The 19,622-nt window shown below is 29.0% G+C and carries 18 protein-coding genes; 6 read left to right on the top strand and 12 right to left on the bottom strand.

Annotated features, from left to right (window positions below; genetic code table 11):
* Positions 1-51 precede the first annotated feature (51 nt).
* Together LQ675_RS12020 and LQ675_RS12015 are read left to right on the top strand one after the other, a co-directional pair.
* Positions 52-3,072 carry a YhgE/Pip domain-containing protein gene (locus LQ675_RS12020; protein WP_239727624.1) on the top strand — a complete coding sequence of 1,007 codons (3,021 nt, stop codon included), beginning with the start codon at positions 52-54 and terminating at the stop codon, positions 3,070-3,072.
* 300 nt (positions 3,073-3,372) lie between these two features.
* Positions 3,373-4,677 carry a TrkH family potassium uptake protein gene (locus LQ675_RS12015; RefSeq protein WP_239727622.1) on the top strand — a complete coding sequence of 435 codons (1,305 nt, stop codon included), beginning with the start codon at positions 3,373-3,375 and terminating at the stop codon, positions 4,675-4,677.
* Between the two features lie 108 nt (positions 4,678-4,785).
* On the opposite strand, the gene LQ675_RS12010 is transcribed toward LQ675_RS12015, so the two are convergent.
* Positions 4,786-5,310 carry a TetR/AcrR family transcriptional regulator gene (locus LQ675_RS12010; RefSeq protein ID WP_239727619.1) on the bottom strand — a complete coding sequence of 175 codons (525 nt, stop codon included), beginning with the start codon at positions 5,308-5,310 and terminating at the stop codon, positions 4,786-4,788.
* A 206-nt stretch (positions 5,311-5,516) separates the two neighbouring features.
* On the opposite strand from LQ675_RS12010, the gene LQ675_RS12005 reads away from it, so the two are divergent.
* A complete protein-coding gene (locus tag LQ675_RS12005; protein ID WP_239727617.1) occupies positions 5,517-5,903 on the top strand; it encodes a carboxymuconolactone decarboxylase family protein in 387 nt (128 codons plus the stop codon).
* 110 nt (positions 5,904-6,013) lie between these two features.
* On the opposite strand, the gene LQ675_RS12000 is transcribed toward LQ675_RS12005, so the two are convergent.
* From LQ675_RS12000 to LQ675_RS11985, 4 genes are all read right to left on the bottom strand, one after another.
* Positions 6,014-6,454 (bottom strand): 8-oxo-dGTP diphosphatase, encoded by a 441-nt coding sequence (locus LQ675_RS12000; protein WP_239727615.1) that lies wholly within the window; start codon positions 6,452-6,454, stop codon positions 6,014-6,016.
* A gap of 26 nt (positions 6,455-6,480) precedes the next feature.
* Complete coding sequence (locus tag LQ675_RS11995) at positions 6,481-6,786, bottom strand: hypothetical protein (protein WP_239727613.1); 306 nt, start codon at positions 6,784-6,786, stop codon at positions 6,481-6,483.
* A gap of 77 nt (positions 6,787-6,863) precedes the next feature.
* Positions 6,864-8,105: a Shedu immune nuclease family protein gene (locus LQ675_RS11990; protein WP_239727610.1), complete on the bottom strand. Its 1,242-nt coding sequence runs from the start codon at positions 8,103-8,105 to the stop codon at positions 6,864-6,866.
* 18 nt (positions 8,106-8,123) lie between these two features.
* A complete protein-coding gene (locus tag LQ675_RS11985) occupies positions 8,124-10,097 on the bottom strand; it encodes an AAA family ATPase (protein ID WP_239727608.1) in 1,974 nt (657 codons plus the stop codon).
* A gap of 214 nt (positions 10,098-10,311) precedes the next feature.
* Here LQ675_RS11985 and LQ675_RS11980 point away from each other — a divergent pair, with 214 nt between their 5' ends.
* The gene (locus LQ675_RS11980) at positions 10,312-10,752 is read left to right on the top strand and encodes an antibiotic biosynthesis monooxygenase family protein (RefSeq protein ID WP_232152089.1); all 441 of its coding nucleotides are present in this window, start codon (positions 10,312-10,314) and stop codon (positions 10,750-10,752) included.
* Between the two features lie 52 nt (positions 10,753-10,804).
* Positions 10,805-10,954 (top strand): hypothetical protein, encoded by a 150-nt coding sequence (locus LQ675_RS11975; protein WP_239727596.1) that lies wholly within the window; start codon positions 10,805-10,807, stop codon positions 10,952-10,954.
* 38 nt (positions 10,955-10,992) lie between these two features.
* Here the strand turns inward: LQ675_RS11975 and LQ675_RS11970 are convergent, their stop codons facing one another.
* On the bottom strand, positions 10,993-12,375 hold the full coding sequence (locus tag LQ675_RS11970) for a cryptochrome/photolyase family protein (protein WP_239727594.1): 1,383 nt from the start codon (positions 12,373-12,375) through the stop codon (positions 10,993-10,995).
* A 183-nt stretch (positions 12,376-12,558) separates the two neighbouring features.
* On the opposite strand from LQ675_RS11970, the gene LQ675_RS11965 reads away from it, so the two are divergent.
* Positions 12,559-12,984 (top strand): pyridoxamine 5'-phosphate oxidase family protein, encoded by a 426-nt coding sequence (locus tag LQ675_RS11965; RefSeq protein WP_025907133.1) that lies wholly within the window; start codon positions 12,559-12,561, stop codon positions 12,982-12,984.
* Between the two features lie 48 nt (positions 12,985-13,032).
* Here the strand turns inward: LQ675_RS11965 and LQ675_RS11960 are convergent, their stop codons facing one another.
* From LQ675_RS11960 to LQ675_RS11935, 6 genes are read right to left on the bottom strand one after another with little or no spacing between them, the layout of a single operon-like run.
* Complete coding sequence (locus LQ675_RS11960) at positions 13,033-14,538, bottom strand: phytoene desaturase family protein (protein WP_239727584.1); 1,506 nt, start codon at positions 14,536-14,538, stop codon at positions 13,033-13,035.
* Complete coding sequence (locus tag LQ675_RS11955; RefSeq protein ID WP_025907137.1) at positions 14,535-15,416, bottom strand: phytoene/squalene synthase family protein; 882 nt, start codon at positions 15,414-15,416, stop codon at positions 14,535-14,537. Before LQ675_RS11955 ends, LQ675_RS11960 begins: the two co-directional genes overlap by 4 nt.
* A gap of 55 nt (positions 15,417-15,471) precedes the next feature.
* On the bottom strand, positions 15,472-16,515 hold the full coding sequence (locus LQ675_RS11950) for a glycosyltransferase family 2 protein (RefSeq protein WP_058611749.1): 1,044 nt from the start codon (positions 16,513-16,515) through the stop codon (positions 15,472-15,474).
* Between the two features lie 60 nt (positions 16,516-16,575).
* Positions 16,576-18,072, bottom strand: coding sequence for a phytoene desaturase family protein (locus LQ675_RS11945; RefSeq protein ID WP_025907141.1), 1,497 nt, complete (start codon positions 18,070-18,072; stop codon positions 16,576-16,578).
* Positions 18,073-18,546 (bottom strand): glycosyl-4,4'-diaponeurosporenoate acyltransferase CrtO family protein, encoded by a 474-nt coding sequence (locus LQ675_RS11940; protein WP_037560298.1) that lies wholly within the window; start codon positions 18,544-18,546, stop codon positions 18,073-18,075.
* A 4-nt stretch (positions 18,547-18,550) separates the two neighbouring features.
* Positions 18,551-19,051 carry a TspO/MBR family protein gene (locus tag LQ675_RS11935; RefSeq protein ID WP_025907145.1) on the bottom strand — a complete coding sequence of 167 codons (501 nt, stop codon included), beginning with the start codon at positions 19,049-19,051 and terminating at the stop codon, positions 18,551-18,553.
* Between the last annotated feature and the right edge of the window lie 571 nt (positions 19,052-19,622).

The raw sequence follows: 19,622 nt of genomic DNA, 5'->3' as shown, positions 1-19,622 counted from the left end.
TATTGATATTTATAGTACATGTCATGTACTAATGGATAAGGAGTTATGATTTTGAAGAAACCATTTGAAATTTTTATTGAAGATATTAAAAATATCAGACGTGTGCCGTTTGTGATTATATTATTATTGGGTCTTTCTATTTTGCCCTCATTCTATGCGTGGTTTAATTTAAGTTCTACGTGGGATCCTTACAACAATACGCAAGGTATTAAAATTGCGGTCGTAAATGAGGATAAGGGTGCTAAGGTTGAAGGCAAAGATATTAATGTTGGTGACCAATTAGTTGAACAATTGAAGAAGAATGATAAGTTCGGCTGGGAATTTGTGAATCGTAAGAAGGCTGACGATGGTGTTGAAAAAGGTGATTATTATGCCTCTATATATTTACATAAGACTTTTTCTGATGAAGTCACAAGTATCTATCATAAGAAACCAAAGAAAGCCGTTATTGATTACAAAGTAAATGAGAAATTAAATGCGATTGCACCTAAAATGACAAACGCTGGTGCATCATCCATTGTAGATTCTTTAAATAAAGAATTTGGCGAGAATGCAACGCAAGCATTATTAAAAGAAGCGAATCAAGTTGGTTTAGATCTTGAAAATGAATTACCTACTTTAAGCAAAATTAAAAATGCTGTATATACTGCTGAAGATAATCTTCCTAAAATAGAAGAATTCAAAGAGAAAGTCATTGAAATTGATGAACATCAAGATGACATTACGAAGTATAAAGATGAATTCGAAGCGCTAGGAAATTACAAAGGCGACATTAATGAAGGCGTAACAAAAATTAATGAAGTAAACAGTAAAATGGGTGACATTAATCAAGCTGCTCAATTAATTACGAAGCTTAATGCCAAAATGCCTGAAATCGAAAGTGCTTTAGCAAAAGCGAATAAAGTACAACAACAATTTCCTAAAATCAATAAAGGTGTGCCTCAAGGTATTGAAGCAACTGAAAAAGCATTAGCAGCTATCAATAAAGCAGAGCAATACTTACCTGAATTAAATCGTAAATTAGATCAGTATGAAGCAGATGCTAAAAAAGCTCAGGAAAAAACTGAAAAAGCGAACGAAAAACTGAAAGCTGATCAAGATAAAGAAAAGAAAGACACTAAGGATAACAAAGCAAAACCTGAACAAAGCACAGAAGAACCTCAACAGTCGTCAGAAGAAGAAAACAAAGCAGACAATCAGACTGACCAAAATGCTGAAGAACAAGAAAGTGATAAAGAACAAGCAGACACTTCTAAAGAAGAAACACAAGAAAAAGCATCAACTGAAGATCAAGAGAAAGATAATGATATCGTAACAACGCAACAAGCTTACGATGAAGAAGATACTCATAAAGAAGAGAATAACCAAGCTTCTAAAAACGTATTAACTGATCAAGAATTAAATGAAATGAAATCTGCACTGAGCGAATCTTTAACAGCCCTCGCAGACTATAGTAACGAACAAGCAACTATGAATAAAAAAGATTTAGAAAGCATGCAAGCCATCAATCAAAGTATCTTAATGAGCCAAGACAGTAAACAACTTGCAGACACTGTGAAAAACAATCAATCACGATTACAACAAGGTGTCGCTTTTAATAATTCAATGATTGATATTTTAAATGAACTTCAGAAATCTGAAGGTATTAATACTTCATCAGCTATTTCACAATTTGAATCAGCTAACAAAGATTTACAAAGTGTTATAAATGGCCAAAGCAATCTGATTAATGCTTTAAATAATGGTAAATCTGGCAAAGAAGAAGTATTAGCCTTAGATAAATTAATTGATTCTAATCTCGTATCTTTAGACAATTTATTGAAATATACAAGCAGTGATTTTAAGACGACTTTAATGGAAGGCGTTAATCAAATTGATCAAGCGTTAACTAAAGGTATAGATGATATCTCGAAGATTAGAAGTTCTATGAACATGATTGATAATGTGATTCAAACTGGGAAAAGTTCCTTACAAAATGGTCATGATTTATTAGTCAGCATCAACAATGAATTACCTGAACTTGAAAGAAAGTTTAATAACATTAATGAAGTAGCTCAAACAAACTTCCCTAAATTTAAAGAGCAAGTTGGTAAAGGTGCTTATTACGTTGAAAATGAACTACCAAATGTTCAATCAGAAGTTAAAAAGCTCGCACAGTTCTCAAATAACGATTTACCAACAATGATTGATAAATATGACCGTGCTGTTCAATTAATAGATGACAACTTACCAGAAGCTCAAAAGGAAATTCATGACTTAGCAGAATTTGCACGAAATAATTTACCAGGTATTGAAGAAGATATTAAGAAAGCTGCGAAGAAAGTAAGAGAAATAGATAAAGATGATACAGTTCACGAGCTGATTAAATTATTGAAAAATGATTTAAAGAAACAAGCTGATATTATTGCACATCCAATAGAATTAAAAGAAGAATCGTTATTTAGTGTGCCAAACTATGGAACAGCAAGTACACCATTCTATACATCTTTAGCAATTTGGGTAGGTGCTTTACTATTATCTAACTTATTAACAACAGATATTAAAAATCCAGAAATTAAGCAGAAATATTCATTGAGAGAAACATTCGTTGGAAAGAGCTTTATATTCATTATTATAGGTGTCATACAGTCCATTATCGTGTCACTAGGAGATATGTTTATTTTAGGCGCAGCAATCGATAATAGATTATTATTTATACTATTATCCGTACTCGTTTCAATCGTGTTTATATGTATCGTCTATACATTAGTGTCCCTATTCGGTAACGTAGGTAAAGCATTAGCAATTGTTATTATGGTATTACAAATAGCAGGTGGAGGTGGAACATTCCCGATACAAGTCACACCAAAATTCTTCCAAGCCATACATCCATATTTGCCATTTACTTATGCCGTAGATGCTTTAAGAGAAGCGGTCGGAGGCGTCGTACCAGAAATACTCATATACAATCTCATTTGTCTTGTATTATTCGGCGTTGTCATATTCACAATAGGATTTATCGTTAAACCAATACTCGACCCATGGAAAAAGAAAACAATCAAACGCGCCGAAGACAGTTACTTAATGGAATAATTAAATTATGTATAAAAATAATCGCCCAATCCGTAGTAGTGAGCTACAGGATCGGGCGGTTTTTGGTTGAGTTAAATTGCTGTTTGAATACATAACTGTATACTCTCTTCTCATAATAAGACCCCCTACCTTCTTAATTTTAACAATATTTCTCTTCATAGAAGTTGTCCAATTAAGTGTAGACGGTCCAACCTTATACTTAATAATGCAGAGTACTAAAACATTTTGTTTTATAAATTTATTGCTATTTTTTATTAATAGGACTATTATCTTTATATCTTATAATGCAGGTGATAAAAAATGAATAATATATTCAAAGTTACTATGATTTATATGACTCTATTTTTAACGACTACAATCATAGGTTCAATATTACTCTACTTGCCAGTTACTGGACGAAAACCTATTGATTTTGTGGATGCTTTTTTTATCGCTACAAGTGCATTTACAGTTACAGGGCTTTCAACTGTTGATATACCTAACCAGTTTAATGAATTAGGATATTTAGTAATACTTCTACTGATTCAAATTGGTGGGTTAGGAATTGTTACTTTAATGATCTTTATAATGATTTTCACTAGAAAAAACATTACGTACAAAAATAGAGAACTATTAAAGTATACGTGGAGTCTTGATAATGATTCAGGATTACTAAATATAACTATACGTCTTGTATTATTCAGCTTTATTATCGAGATTTTGGGTGCTATTTTTTTATCCCTTGTTTTCATTCCAGATCACGGTATTGTTAGAGGTGGATTCATCAGTATATTTACTTCTGTATCATCATTCAATAACGCTGGTTTTTCTTTATTTTCAGATAGTCTGATGAGTTACAGTGATAACTTAATTGTTAACGTCATTGTTCCATTATTAATTGTAATTGGCGGTATAGGTTATATTGTTTTATTAGATTTGTGGAAAGCTAATCGCTTGAGTAAATTAAGTCTACATTCAAAAATCGTATTAACTACTACAGCTATATTAATCATGATTGGATCACTTTCATTTTGGTTATTAGAAGCAAATAATGTATTAAAAAACGATAATTGGATTGTTCAAATCTTTAAATCCGTTTTCCAATCAATATCAACTAGAACTGCTGGATTCAATACCGTTGACATAGGTCAATTACACGACCCTACACTTTTTATATTTGATTTATTAATGTTTATTGGTGCCGCACCTATGAGTACCGGTGGTGGTATAAAAGTTACGACCTTTGCTATCATTATCGTATATTTATATACTTTATTAAAAGGTCAGACACATCCACATATATTTAAGAAAAGTATTATGACGGAACAAATAAATAAAGCAATAACTGTATGTTTTTTATCAAGTTCTTTGATTTTCATCTCAACATTGAGTATTTTAATTCAAAATCCAAAACTTGATACAACAAAGGTATTATTTGAAACGATTTCAGCTTTTGCGACGGTTGGACTTTCAACTGGCATAACCGCTGATTTGAATTCTATGTCTAAAGTTATACTCATATTGCTAATGATAGTTGGTAAAATAGGCGTACTCATTATCATTTCGATATTCGTACATCCCAAAAAAGAGTTATATTATTACTCAACCGAAAAGATTCATTTATAATTCTAAAAAAAATAATCGCCCGATCCGTAGCAGTGAGCTACAGGAACGGGCGGTTTTTGGTTATTCTAACTACTCATATAATATGAACAAAATGCATGGATAACGTTATCATACATTATAGAATAACTTGATTTCTTGAAAACCTTTTAAAAATTCTTCCTCGCTATAATTATTTTCTATAGCATAAAGCAACATGTTCCATAATCCACCGACATTAAAAGATAAAGATAACATCATATATTCATCGTTTAAATTATGCTGAAATTTTTCTCTTGTTGATTGATGTACATTTAAAATATGACGATTAAACTCGTTTAGTAAGAACAGTTGCATATTTTGTTTCTGAAGCATTAATATAAATGACTTGTATTTTATCCAAAATTGATAAAAAAAGACTACAACATCATCCATATTCACTTTTCCAAGCTCATTAAGTTCATGAATATATATTTGAACGAGTTGATTAGATTTCCAACGTAATAAATCATCCTTTGATTTAAACTTCCTATAAAAAGTAGAACGATTGACCCTTGCCTCCTGACAAATCTGCAATATTGTTACTTTTTCATAATCATCATTTTCTAACAGCATAACTAAAGCTTTATATAGTTTTTCTTCAGTCTTTTTCCTCATTTTAAACACCTCTGCAACAGATTAACAAATGTGTTGTATTTACTTAAATTTGTTTGTAGGGCATAAATTTAATCTATACAATTAATTATACATTAATTAGTAATCTCGAAGGAGGCGTTAATATGTTATCTAAATTTATGTCTAAAATTGCGAGCTTTTAAAAAATGGATAACCGCTTCAACTACTTTAAAATCAATCAAAAATACATGGCATTAATACTCGATTTAGAAAGAGTAGTAAATAAAACATCCATTGATAAAGACTTACGAGAACTTATTAAACTCAGATGCTCCCAGATTAATGGTTGCACTTACTGTCAAAATTTACATCAAAAGAAAAGCGAAAAATTTAAAATAGACCCAAATAAAATACAAGATCTCGCTAATTTTAACGAAAGTAAACTATATAACGAAAAAGAAAAAGCAGCATTACAACTAGCTGAAAAATTAACTTACTTGAATTCAAAAATAAACGATAAAGATTATGAAACAGTATTAAAGTATTATACAAAAGAAGAATACTTTGAGATCGTTATGATAATCAATCAAGTCAACCTTTGGAATAAAATCTCAATAGCATCAGGAAATAAATAGAACTATTAAAATCTTCTTTACCGATCAACTTGTAATTTATATTTTATTCCCTCACCATAGGGCTTATACCGTTGATTAAACGCTGGTTTTTTATCTATAGAATTAGTAATCTAGTTGAGATGAAAGTTCCATTCTTCATTATCTTTGAAATAAAAAAATTCACTTAAATTATTTTCTTGAAATATACTTAACATCTCTTCCATGTCTAATGATAATTGTAAATTAGTAAGATTTGAAATTTGTTCCCACCTAACTTGTCCTTCATCAGAACTAACTAATTCACCAGAATAATTATTTGTTCTATATAAAAATATTACATATCTTATCTCATCATCCATCCAATTTTTTACTCCACATAATTCAAGGTTACTTATATCTAAACCCGTTTCTTCTTTGATTTCTCTGATTGTTGAATTAATGAATGATTCTCCATGCTCAACTTTTCCACCTGGAAAAGAAATACCTGGCCAATCATCTTTTTTACGATCAATTACCACTACTCTTTCGGCATAATATATCATACACATATTATAAAAAATGACTTTCTCCATTTACAAATCACCTCTATATCCAAAGATTATTTGAGTATATTAAAATTATAAATATTAAACATATCCTCTACACTCGTAAATACATGAATTACGAATAAATTTGATGCTATAATGACTTGTAAAACTTTATTATATGGATAAGGAATATGGAAACATTTGATTTCCCATTGCTCCATACTTGTTGATTCTGTAATGACGTTAGTTAGAGTAATTAAATTTTCATAAAATTTATTTAAATCCTGTACTTCCACAACAATTATTTGATATATAGATTTAGTCCCGATTTCTACTTTATTGCTTAATACTTTCATCGTTTCTTCATTTGGATTCATATCGCTAAAAAATAAGTCATTAAAATCTTTGTCGGTTATTATTACTATGAGCTAAGACTCTATTTCAAATTATTATATTAATCATGCTTATTTTTTTCGAATTTATCTATAATATTTTCTAAGGTTAAAATCAACTCATCATAACTATATATATCTACTACATTTTTGTACGCATTTTTTATGAGTCTATAATCTTCTAATTGTTGTTGATTAAAGTTGTTTGTTCGACCTAAAATAACTATACCTTTAGGGCTTCTAATAAAAATCTCAACTTCTTTATCTTCTCTTTCTTTAATTGATTTTTTAAGTTTTTTTATAACTTTATTACTTTCAGTATTTATATAATACAAATATTTTTCAACTTGCATCAAAGCACTACTTAAATTTTTTGAAGGAGGATAATTCCCTCTAGATTTTGTATTATTTAATATATTAATTCCATGTGCCTTTTTGATTTCAATAATATCTATATTATTATTATTATCTAACAAGACAAAATCAACTCTTTTTCTCTTATCGCTATCTCTAATCACTTCATATTCACTGAAGACATTTATATATTTCGGGAAAATTAAAGTTAATATATCCACAATCTCTTTTTGCCAATCTAATTCAAGAGTTTGCTCGTTTTTTAATAGATATTTTAGCCTGTTTAAAATTAATTTATATTTATCTACTTCATATTCAGATAAAACGTCGCTTAACATTTTTATATTTTTATTAGATTTGTTATCAAATTCTTTTAATTTCCTTTTTTTTCTATTTAAAAATTCTTCATATATACCGATATAATCATCTTTAACGTTAAATACTTCTGAAATAATTTGACTTATTTTATAATTACTATACTTGTCTAGCTCGGTAGTTTTAGGGAAATTTTTAATTAATTCCTTGTATTCAAAATCTGATATAGCTGTTAAATTGTCATACTCTTTTTCATATTTCTTAGAAATTACTTTAAAATCTTCGTTTATTATATTATCTATCTTTTTAAGAATTGAAATATTCCTATAAGCTATAAAATGGTCTTTTTTAAAATTAAAGCTTTCATCGAAATAAAAATTATTTTCTAAGTTAAACATCTCTGAATCTAATTTATAATAACCATTATCTAACGATCCTATTTTAAAACATACACATTCTTCATCATCGCAATCAACTATCGAGTCATATGTTATGCAGAAAGTATTTTTTAACCTGTATGATCCATTGGTTTCTAGCTGTTTAAATAAAATACTTTCAAATTCGGGATAGTCATATGTATAATAAACTGCTAATAACATATCATTAGTTTTTTCAAATAATAAAGTTTTACTCATTCTATTACCTCCATATCGCTAAAAATTGGAGAAATATTTCTTTTTCAATATTTCTTTTAAAACATTATTATTTTGAATCAATGCTACTGCATCTTTATGATAGTCTTTATACCCTTCTCTACTAGGTACTCTCATTAGTATTTCTTTTTTTAAATTACATATTTTTAATAAGTTTTCATATTCTTTATTCTTTAGTATTACTTCTAATTTTAGTTTTTCAGCGTTATAAATTTTATCTAAATCTATTGAATCAAATATCATTTTGAAACTAGCATATAATTCATTAAATTCTTTGCAATTTTGCAGTTTTTTAGAAGACAATAAGTTTTCAACTCTAGATTTAACTATATCTAATAGAATTTTTTCTTTTCTTTCATCACAAATTTGTAATATTCTATTTTTCCATTGCTCAATATCAATTCCCTTATCTAAAACTGATATTACTTTATTCAATTCTTCTAGTACTTCTTTTGATAATAACAACATTTCTATTTCATTGAACGGCAATACATTAATATTATTCTCTTTATATTTATTTATTTCCTCTTCTGTTTTACCATCCCTATCAATAAGACCTTTAGCTTTTATATTTAGATTAGATATATTATTAATTGCTTTTGTATAATTAATTACATTCAAGTGTCCACCAACTGCAATTACTTTATCATCGAAAAATATAGCTTCATATAATTGCTTATCAATACTATCACTTTCACCTTCACAAAAGATTATATTTTCTTTACTTCCTAGGACTTCAATTAATAATTCTTCAGGAATTTCATCCTCTTCAAGGATTTCATAATCCCATACATTTGGATAAATAAATGACTTACTCCAAATCAATTTAGAATTAATTCTTGAAACTGCAAATTTGGGATCGTGTGTAATATAAACAAAGGTTGAGTCACTTTTTATAACTTCTAGCTTATCCCATAATAATTTACAAACCTGTGAATTTAAATGATTTTCAGGTTCATCCACTATTATATATCCATCGTTTTCATTGGCTAAAACACTTGCAACAAAATAAAAAACTTGTCTCTCTCCATCACTCATTTGATTAAAATCATATATCTCATTATCCTCGCTCAAACACTTAATAATATGTTTATCTAAAATAATATTTTTCTTTATTAGAGAATTACATAAATCTATGACGGTTTCTAATTTTGTTTTTTCTTCTTTTGATTTTATAGTATCACCTTTTTTACTATAATGATCAATAATTAAATAATTCATTAAGTTATAAAATGAGTGATTAAATTCATCAGAATTAAATGGAGTTTCAATTGTTACCATTTTAGAATCTTCTTGATAAGTATTTACATCAAAATAATCATCACTATTTTCAAATGCAACATAATTTTGCTGTGATAAATATAAAATATGATGTGAAGGAATTATGTTAATACTTTGATTTATATTATCTAACTTTAATCTACGAGATAATGTACTTTTACCTGATCCATTTGCACCAATAATTACAACATTTGTATTTAATTCTGAGAAATCTTTAAGTATGTAAAGATTATTAATAAAATTGTTTATACTCTCTAGTAAATAAATCATATTATTTTCAAAATACACAAAATCATATATCAATTCTTCATCTTTGTTTAATGGTGCTCTTCCACCACCATAACCTATATATTCTCTTTGTACTTTTATATTTTCATATATAATTTCATTATTTTTGATTTTAGAAGAATTTCGTTTGATATTTTCATAATTATTGAATTGATGTTCAAAATTGATTCTTTCTTCATTTATGTAATTAATAAAGTTTTCATTATATTTTGATGAGAACTCTAAATCAATTAATTTTTCGATTTCTTTATCAAATTCATTTAAAATATCACTTATTTTCAAAAAATTTATATACTTATTCATCTCTTCTATATTTTCTAAAGACAAGACATACTCAGAAACAAACTCTCTATAACCAAATAGTATTTCTTTTATTTCGTTGATTAATTTGTATACTTTATCCATTTGCTTACTCCTTTATTTTCACTTATGATAACTTTCCCCTAATTAGTGATTTTGCTAAAATAAAGTCCAATTTAAAATTTAAATAAATAGACCTCATCATATTTTTAGTAAAATAATAAAAATTTTAAACTGCTAATACTATCTATTATAATGGTTTGGTTTTATAAACAATGTTACAATAAGTATATTATTAGATGGAATAGAGAGGTTAATAATGGTTATTTTTAATTCGAATCAATCTTATGTGATCCATGAAAAAAACAATTCAATACAAATTATCAAAAATAATTGTCAAAAATCATATAGTATTTTAGAGAAAGATGGTAATTTAAACAATAATTATTTCTGTGTTATGAACCATTTATATGTAAATAGCAATAGACAAAATAATTTTAAAGAAAAATTTTTAAATAGATTCAAAAGACTAAATACGGTAACTGGTTATAAAGCTTTAAGGTTTTTAGAACCACACAATGAAAATGAGCACTATATAATATTAACTTTATGGTTAGATAGGCAAGATTTTTATAACTGGCAACATTCTAATCAATACAAAGCAACCCATTTAAACAGAGGCACAAATAAAGGGGTTGACCAACATATAGTAAATAGAAATTTATCTTATAATATACGTTTTGAATTAGCTAATAATTAATGAAATATTTGTTACAAATATATAGGATAGATAAATTATAGGAGTTGATTTTGTGAATATTAATAAGCATTTAAAAGATACTGGATGGACTGAAGAAGAGATTCACAAAAGATTAGATTCAATTTCTGAAGATATTGAAGATATTGAAAGTAATGAAGAATTTAAACTTTCAAATGAAAATGATTTAAAAATTGAAGAATAAAAACACTCCTATCTTTTATTTATGGAGTGTTTTTCAAATTAATATTTATTTATAGATTTAAATTTTTCTAAAACATATTTTCTGCTTTCATTATGATTTACGATTGAATTAGGATAGTCTTTATCAAATTCAATATTATATTTTTCATAAAGCTCACTCCGATATAGAGTAGGATTATGTATAAAATGTGTCGGTACTTCTTTAAATAATTCAATTTCAGATTTAATAAAATAGCCATTAGAATCAAATTTTTCACTTTGTCGGATAGGATTAAACATTCTAAAATAAGGCACTGCATCTGTCCCAGTTGATGCCGACCACTGCCATCCATGTACATTAGATGCATTATCATAATCTATCAAATTCTGTCTAAAGTAATTCTCACCCCAAGTCCAATCAATAAATAAATTTTTCGTTAAAAATTGAGATACGATCATTCTCAAGCGATTATGCATATACCCTGTACGATTCAACTTTTTCATTGCAGCATCAACGATTGGATAGCCAGTTTGTCCTTTTTTCCATGCTTCAAAATGTGCTTTATTATAAGACCATTTCATGTTGCGATATTTCTCAGAAAAAGATTTAGTGGCAGCTTCTGGATATTGTGTCATTAACACATAATAAAATTCACGGAATATAACCTCTCTTATAAAACCTTCATAATTTGTTTCATCACTATCGTAACCTTCAAGTAAATCATTTATAATTTCACGAATATCAAGTAGACCATATGCTAAATATTTACCTAATCCACTTACAAAATCCTGCGATACATCGTCAATCAATTTATCATAATGAGCTATGTCACCATTTAAAAATTCACCCCATCTTTTGCGCGCTAACTGTTCTAAATCTTTATTATTTTTAAAATTTAAGTCACTTTGATTTAAACCCTTTTCAGCAATTTGGGCCAAGTGCTTAAATTGATAATTTTTTTCAGGTGTATGTACTAAATCTTTACGATTTGCTTTATAAAAACTAGTAAACACTTTATAAGGCTGTTGCTGTTTATTAAAAGTCTTTGTTGGCTCAAAATAATGATTCACGCGCTGTCCAATTACTGTAACTTGGTGATTTTCAAAAGCCTTTTTTACATGAGGATAGTCATATATTTCTTTGTGATAACTCATAATATCTTTTGCTACTAATACGTGAGATAACGCCAATGTTTCGGCTAATTCACCTAGCTTTTCATATGTGACAATATGAGGTTGTATATCATGCTTATCTAAAGCATTTACAAATCCTTTTACAACTTTATGGTAATAGTCACGTTTTACTTCTGATGCGTCAGTTAAATCTTCTAAAGGTAAGATAAAATACAATTTATCTATCTCATTTTGATGCTTCACTATATATTGAAAAAGTGGATTATATTTCGTTCTAAAAACTCTGTTAAGTATGACTCCTAAATGCATTTTATTGCCTCCCATTTTGTTTTGTACAAATTCACTTTATAATTGTCCTTTAACTTAAGATTGTGTTTTCAATCATATACCCGTTTTAACTTTTGTATAATTCCCTAAAAAATAAAATAAATTTTTATACCTTACATATTATAGGCAACTTCAGGGTATATTATTATCAGAGGTGATTAAATTATGAATAACGAACAATTACAAAATGAAATTGAAAATATATTAAATACATCAAAAATAGGTGTCCTATCTACTGCACATAACAATACACCTAATAGTAGATACATGGTATTTTATAATTATGGACACACACTTTATACTAAGACAAGTATAGAGTCTAAAAAAATTGCTGAATTTAAAGATAATCCCAAAGCTCATGTACTTATAGGTTACGATGAAACGAATAATCATAGTTTTCTGGAAATTGATGCGACTGTTGAAATACTGAAAGATCAAGAGACTATTGATTGGATTTGGAACAAACAAGATAAGTCCTTTTTTGACTCTAAGGATGATCCAAACTTGTGTGTAATTAGAGTAATACCAAAATCCATAAAAATTATGAACGATAAAATATTAGACACACCACAAACCATTACGTTCGATTAGTTAAAAAGGCGCTTAAAATCACATTATTAAAAAGTGATTTTAAGCGTTTTATATACCATTATTAATATCTTCTAACATAGCATCAACTGTAATTTTAGCACTCGTCAGTACAATTGGCACTCCTGCTCCTGGATGAACACTAGCTCCAGCAAAATACAAATTTTTGTAATCTCTGCTCACATTAGGCGGTCTGTAATAGTTACTTTGCGCTAAAGTAGGCATTAAACCAAAGGCTGCTCCAAATTTAGCATTATAATCTCCTTCAAAATCCTTAGGCGTATAAATAATTTCTGTCACAACTTGCTTTTTCAAATCTTCTAACGCTTTAATCGTAGAAAGCTTATTGTAAATAATATCCTTCACTTGTGTGATTGTTGACTCATCAGACCAATCCGTATCACCTGTTTTCAATTCTGAAACGGGCATCAGCACATAAATACCTGTTTGACCTTCTGGCGCTAAAGATTGATCTTCCACGCTAGGAGCGTATACATATATTGATGGATCTTGGGATATTTCCCCGGAAAATATTTCATTGATATTATTATCAAAATCCTTTGAAAATATAACATTATGTAACAAGATATCTTCAGATAAATCTTTATCAACCCCTATGTACATTAAAAAGGCTGAGCAAGAGTAGTCCATATTATCAATTTTCTGTGTCGTATACTTCTTAGGATGATGTTCATTTTTAATTAAAGATGAAGTAGCATATGGAAAATCAGCAGTACAAATTATTTTGTCATACTTTTCTATATGTCCGTTTATTTTTAGTCCCTCCGCACGCTTATACCTACTATCAATGATAATTTCTTCAACGTTTGCGTTGGTATGAATTTGAGTACCTAATTCTTCATTTAGCGTTTGAAGCGCTCTGACAAAGCTATACATACCACCTTTTATAAAGTGAACACCAAACATTAACTCTATCATGGGTATAATTGAATACAATGACGGGCTTCGTTTAGGGTCGATACCTATATATAAAGTTTGAAACGCTAAAATCTTTTGGATTTTTTCATTATCAACATATTTTTCAATTAAATTATCTGCTTTATCAAATGTTTTGAGTTTCATACCTTGATATATAGTAAAAGGATTATAAAAATCCGTAGGTTTCCTAAACGTACGTTCTAGAAAATATTTTCGTGCTATTTCGTATCTTTCGTATATATCTGTTAAAAAGGACATAAAACCATGTGTAGAGTTAGGTTCAATACCTTCAAGCATCTCTCTTAATTGAGCAAGATCTGTAGGAACGCGAATTTGATCTGTTTCACTAAAATAAACATCATATATATGTGATAATTGTTTAATTACCAAGTAATCATTCATATTTTTTTGAGCGTAATTAAAAACGTCTCGATAAATCTCAGGCATCATAACGATGGTTGGTCCCATATCAAATGTAAAGCCATCTTGCTTGATCTGATTCATCCTGCCACCTATTTGTTGGTTCTTTTCATATAAATCTACTTGGTGACCGTTTGCAGCTAATCTTGTAGCTGCAGCTAAACCTGAAACACCGCCGCCTATAACTGCAATCTTCATAATGTTTCACTCCTATTATATTTCGCACTAAGTTCACGATAAATTTTCATTTTTTTCAATTTGCTTACATATACTTTCTTATGCAACGTATAGTTTGCCTTCCTTACTTCCACAAGTATTTCATGATAAGCTATCGCAGCTAATTCGATAATGTAACGTACCTCTTCGTCAAAATAATTAATACCGTTTAATGCAATATCATATAACCTAACTGCCTCTGTAGCGTAACTTTCCCACAGTTCTATATAATTTCGCGTAACTCCTTCATAATATATAGAATGTAGATTAACTCGATATTGAGCTAATTTTTCTACACTTAGATAAATTCTTCCATTTTGAAAATCTTCGCCGACATCTCTTAAAATATTAGTTATTTGCATTGCCTTACCTAAAGCAATCGCAGCTTCTTCAGCTTGCTCGAAATTATTTTCATTTGATGAATTTAATATAGGAATTAACAATTCACCGACAGTACCTGCCACACCATAGCAATAGTCATATAAATCTGAATCAGTTTTCATTTCTTTTAAAACTAAATCTTCCTTCACATATTGAATTAAAGATTCAAAAGGTTTTTTAGGTATTGAATATGTATTCAATGTATTACTTAAAGCATTCATAATAGCTGCATCACTTTGATACGCTTGAATATGATCACAATCGCTATAAATCACATCTAAATCTCTAGATATGCCGTCTAATTGCTCAAGGTCTTTGTATTTATCAATACTGTCATCTATAATTCTGCAAACTGCATAAATAGCCCAAATTGCTTTTTTCCTTTTTAAATCCAAAAAATCAAAGGCATATGAGAACGTTTTTGAATGTTCTTTCATTATATTGTGACAATGGTTATAATCTCTCTCTAATTGATTCATTTATTGGCCTCCTCAGTAAGCATAGAACTTCTTGACATTTGTATAAAAAACTAAGCTATAAATCTATTCTACGGCCTTTCCAATATATACGTTTGAATACATTGATATCTAACCATGATTTAAAAAATATCACGACAAAGCATATGAAGAGCAGTGGATGACATAAACTCGCAACGATATTAAAATTTCCTGTTCTTCGAATAAATATATGAAATTGTATCGCATATATAAAATATAGAGTAATAGCTAATAATATATATAACGAGCCTAAATTAATTGAAAAAATTATCGCTAAAACTGTTGTAAGTGAACCAAATAGCCATAAAAATACAAACGTAAGCGTAGACTTTTTAGTTACTTGAGAGCCAAGTGCAAAGTGTTTACTCCAACCCTCTAATAGCGCTTTATATCCTTGAGAATACATTCTAAAATTCACTACACCTTGGCCTTCATGCAAACTAACTGGCAAACCTTGCTGATTATATGCTTTACTTATTGCAAAACCTTCAATGATTTGATTTTTAGCTTTCAAATGTCCTTGTGTCAATTTATAATCTTGCTTATTTGTCACAAGGACTGGTCCAAACGCGCCTTGCTCATTATTTGCTGATTTCGTGATTGAAAATTGATTCATACCTACGATTGTCATTAAATTAAAAATCGCCGATATATTTTCGTATAGCTTTTTTATCTTGTGATAAGGTTGTATTGATAACAAACCTTTACCACCTTGTAAATCATATTGATTGGCTATATTTTGAATACTATCATCACAAGCAAACTGAACATCAGCATCAACAAACATCAATAAATCATGCGTTGCATATTTGCTACCTTGCCAACAAGCATGTGACTTACCTTGCCATGTAGTATCATTTTCAACAGTATATACGCTCGCACCGTAATATCTAGCAACAACTTGTGTCTCATCAGTTGAACCATCATCCATAACAATTACTTCTATTTCTTGCTCTTTACTTATACTGTTAATTAATTTAGGTAAGTTCTCCGCTTCATTTCTAGCAGGTACAATAACACTGACGGCTGTCTGACCTCTTTCTTTTCCTGAGTTATTTATAATCGCTCGACGCGCATACATACACATTCCACTTATTAGTGATAGCATCGTCAATACTATTGCTATTATATAAAATATCATTTAATCTCCACTACTTTCTCCATTAAGAATAGCTTCTGCTACTTGCATACCACTCAAAGTGACCATAGGCATACCAGCGCCAGGATTTACAGAACCACCTACAAAGTACAAATTTTTGAAGTACTGACTTTTTTTAGGAAATTTAAAACCTTTATTTTTCTTCTTATTGGATACTACGCCATATATAGCTCCTTTATTAGAATTGTATGTATTTTCAATGTCATGTGGCGTCCATATGTCCTCATATACAATATGCTTTCTCAAATCTTTCAAGCCCATGGACTCTAATTTATCCAATATACGTTCTCGGAATTGCAGATATTCTGCTTCACTAAATGACTTATTCTGAATGTATGGTATGTGTGGCAATATTTTTATATTCTCGTGTCCTTCTGGCGCCTGTGTCTTATCTGTTTTATTTGTATTCACTACATAAATAGTCGGATCTTCAGGCAAAACATACTGGTGAAAAACTTGATCATAATTAACTTTAGAATTACTTGAAAAGAAAAAGTTATGATGTTGAAGCTCTGGATAACTTTTGTCCACACCAAGATGCATGACATAACCTGAACTAGCTGGCTCAAATTTACGTTCCAATTTGTTTATTTGATTTGCATCAAAATTCAATAAATATTTATAAACAGGGATTACTTCCATATTAGATATAATGTAATCTGCATATATTTCCTCATTATTTTCTATTGTAATCCCTGTCACCTTATTTTGACTATTATAATTGATACGTTTTACAGGGGTGTTAAAATGTATGCCCACACCTAATTTTCTCGCTAATTGTTCCATCGCTTCCGCTAAATTATGAATGCCACCATCTACGTACCACAAACCTTCCTCATGTTGCATTTGAGGTAATAAACTCAATACAGCCGGAGCATCATAAGATGAGGAGCCTACATATTTTATGAAATAACCTAGCATTTCTCTTAAATATGGGTTATCCACCCTTTTATTAATGGCCTGTTGCATTGTATGAAAATAATCGAATTGCTTTAAAGCTGAAAACGGACCATGATAACGAATAATTGCAAACATCGTATCTAATCCCTTATCAAAGTAGCTTTTTTCAGCAACTTGATGTATCTTTTGTGCGTAACTAAAAAACGAAGAAAGTTGCTCTATATCTTTATTTGTTAACGATTCATTATTTGTTAATATATCTTCCATGGATTCATATAAATCTAAAATTTGGCCATCTGGATAAACGTTTCTAATCTGTAAACTTAACTTACGAATACTAACATAATCTTCTAGCCTTTCATCACATCGTTGAAATAAGCGTTGAAATACTTTAGGCATGGTTAAAATTGATGGACCGAGATCAAATCCATAGTCATCTATGTCCAACCTATTTACCTTTCCACCGATATGCTTATTTTGTTCATATAAATCCACTTGATAGCCTGCTTGAGCCATACAAATTGCGCTAGCAATCCCTCCCAAGCCACCTCCTATGACAACCACTTTCTTATTTCCCATTTAATCACCTTTTCTTTTTTGTAATTTATTATAAATACGTATTAACTTAGGGCGATTATAGCGCTGAACAATCATACAAGGCACATTAGCTATAATGACATATACGAAATTAATAATTTTAACGCTTTTTGACGCTTTAAAAAACGCAATAACAGGAAATATGGATAGCAAATGAACCATCTCTGCACGTCTAGTTTCTAATATAAATCGCTGTATATCATTCATATTTTTAGATATATCGAAAGTCGCTTTACTACTGATATTAGGGTTAAGATTTTGACCGTCTGGCAAATGATCTTTCCAATATTGCACTTTAACTAATTGTTGCCATAATTGACCCTCTTGTTCAAAATTCCAACTTCGAAAATACTTATTATCCTTTTCTAAGAACTTATAACTAATACGAGTACCAAGTTGAGCTATAATCATTTGAACTATAAACCAATATAGCGCAATATATATAATCTTTTTCATCAATTTAATTCTCAGATTTCTCTGTATAGCTTGGGTTATCTTTATTTAAATACCAATTACCAGCTGTTAAATAAGTAGCAAAAGCGCTCCAAAGCATATATGGAACTAGTAAAATGCCAGCAACTTTTTTTACATTGAAAAATTTCACAGTTGTTGTAACTACTGCGCCCAGTAATACAACACTCTCTATCAACGCACTAAAGCGTAATTTATATTTGAAGTATAATATCGACCATAGATAATTCAGGCTTAATTGCGTGTAATAAGCACCTTTTAAATCCTTACTAGTAGATTTATTAGTCACTAATGCATAAGCTACGCCCATCGTTGTATAAAATATTGGCCACACAATTGGAAAGACATAGCCGGGGGGTGAAAAAGGTGGTCTAACATTATTTTTATAATCTTTTCTCGCGTTTTTCACTGCAAATTTACCTATAAATTTACCACCGATAATTGGTGTTATCACTTTTATGATTGTTTTTATTGTTTCAATTACATTCATATTTATTCTCCTTTTTTAGAGTAACTTGCTTTTATCTCTAGAGGTTGCACATCTCTATTAGTCATGTTATTCTTCTATCAAAAACATTTTCAATATATAATTTAAAGTCTATTCCCATTTAAATATTAATATAGTATTTTATGTAAAAAATAGGCTGATTTTATTTAAATTTATCTTTTTTTGATATATAATATATTTAGGTTGAATGTTTTATATTTGTTATCTATTCAACACATATTTAGAAAATCCTTTTCACCTCACTGATTAGTGGGGTGTTATTTTATTGAAAACTGTTTTTTTAAATTAAAACACTTTAAATAGATTTTTTATATTAAAGTCCGCTAAATAAGTAATTTTCATTTATTTAGTTTTATAAAAAGCGAGCAAGGAATTAATCCTTCAACTCGCTTTCACTTATTATGACAAGAGCTCTAGTCTCTTAATCCTATATTACCTTTTAATAACAACTTTAAACATAGTATTAGCTTAATTTTTTTTATATTTGATCAAAACGTAAGATACTATTCCGCATATAGTCCAATAAAATTTTAAAAATTGTTTTATAAAAAAC

Origin of the sequence: Mammaliicoccus sp. D-M19, assembly GCF_022386695.1 — a bacterium.
Taxonomy (GTDB): Bacteria; Bacillota; Bacilli; order Staphylococcales; family Staphylococcaceae; genus Mammaliicoccus; species Mammaliicoccus sciuri.
Note: the sequence above shows the minus strand (reverse complement) of the source record. Positions and strands in the feature narration are given on the sequence as shown.

Coding starts and splice junctions, on each gene's coding strand:
- LQ675_RS12005 (WP_239727617.1), top strand. CDS start 5,517: ATGGCATTAATACTCGATTTAGAAAGAGTAGTAAATAAAACATCCATT.
- LQ675_RS11965 (WP_025907133.1), top strand. CDS start 12,559: ATGAATAACGAACAATTACAAAATGAAATTGAAAATATATTAAATACA.
- LQ675_RS12015 (WP_239727622.1), top strand. CDS start 3,373: ATGAATAATATATTCAAAGTTACTATGATTTATATGACTCTATTTTTA.
- LQ675_RS11980 (WP_232152089.1), top strand. CDS start 10,312: ATGGTTATTTTTAATTCGAATCAATCTTATGTGATCCATGAAAAAAAC.
- LQ675_RS12000 (WP_239727615.1), bottom strand. CDS start 6,454: ATGGAGAAAGTCATTTTTTATAATATGTGTATGATATATTATGCCGAA.
- LQ675_RS11950 (WP_058611749.1), bottom strand. CDS start 16,515: ATGTATGCGCGTCGAGCGATTATAAATAACTCAGGAAAAGAAAGAGGT.
- LQ675_RS11945 (WP_025907141.1), bottom strand. CDS start 18,072: ATGGGAAATAAGAAAGTGGTTGTCATAGGAGGTGGCTTGGGAGGGATT.
- LQ675_RS11985 (WP_239727608.1), bottom strand. CDS start 10,097: ATGGATAAAGTATACAAATTAATCAACGAAATAAAAGAAATACTATTT.
- LQ675_RS11935 (WP_025907145.1), bottom strand. CDS start 19,051: ATGAATGTAATTGAAACAATAAAAACAATCATAAAAGTGATAACACCA.
- LQ675_RS11955 (WP_025907137.1), bottom strand. CDS start 15,416: ATGAATCAATTAGAGAGAGATTATAACCATTGTCACAATATAATGAAA.
- LQ675_RS11990 (WP_239727610.1), bottom strand. CDS start 8,105: ATGAGTAAAACTTTATTATTTGAAAAAACTAATGATATGTTATTAGCA.
- LQ675_RS11970 (WP_239727594.1), bottom strand. CDS start 12,375: ATGCATTTAGGAGTCATACTTAACAGAGTTTTTAGAACGAAATATAAT.
- LQ675_RS11960 (WP_239727584.1), bottom strand. CDS start 14,538: ATGAAGATTGCAGTTATAGGCGGCGGTGTTTCAGGTTTAGCTGCAGCT.
- LQ675_RS12010 (WP_239727619.1), bottom strand. CDS start 5,310: ATGAGGAAAAAGACTGAAGAAAAACTATATAAAGCTTTAGTTATGCTG.
- LQ675_RS11995 (WP_239727613.1), bottom strand. CDS start 6,786: ATGAATCCAAATGAAGAAACGATGAAAGTATTAAGCAATAAAGTAGAA.
- LQ675_RS11940 (WP_037560298.1), bottom strand. CDS start 18,546: ATGAAAAAGATTATATATATTGCGCTATATTGGTTTATAGTTCAAATG.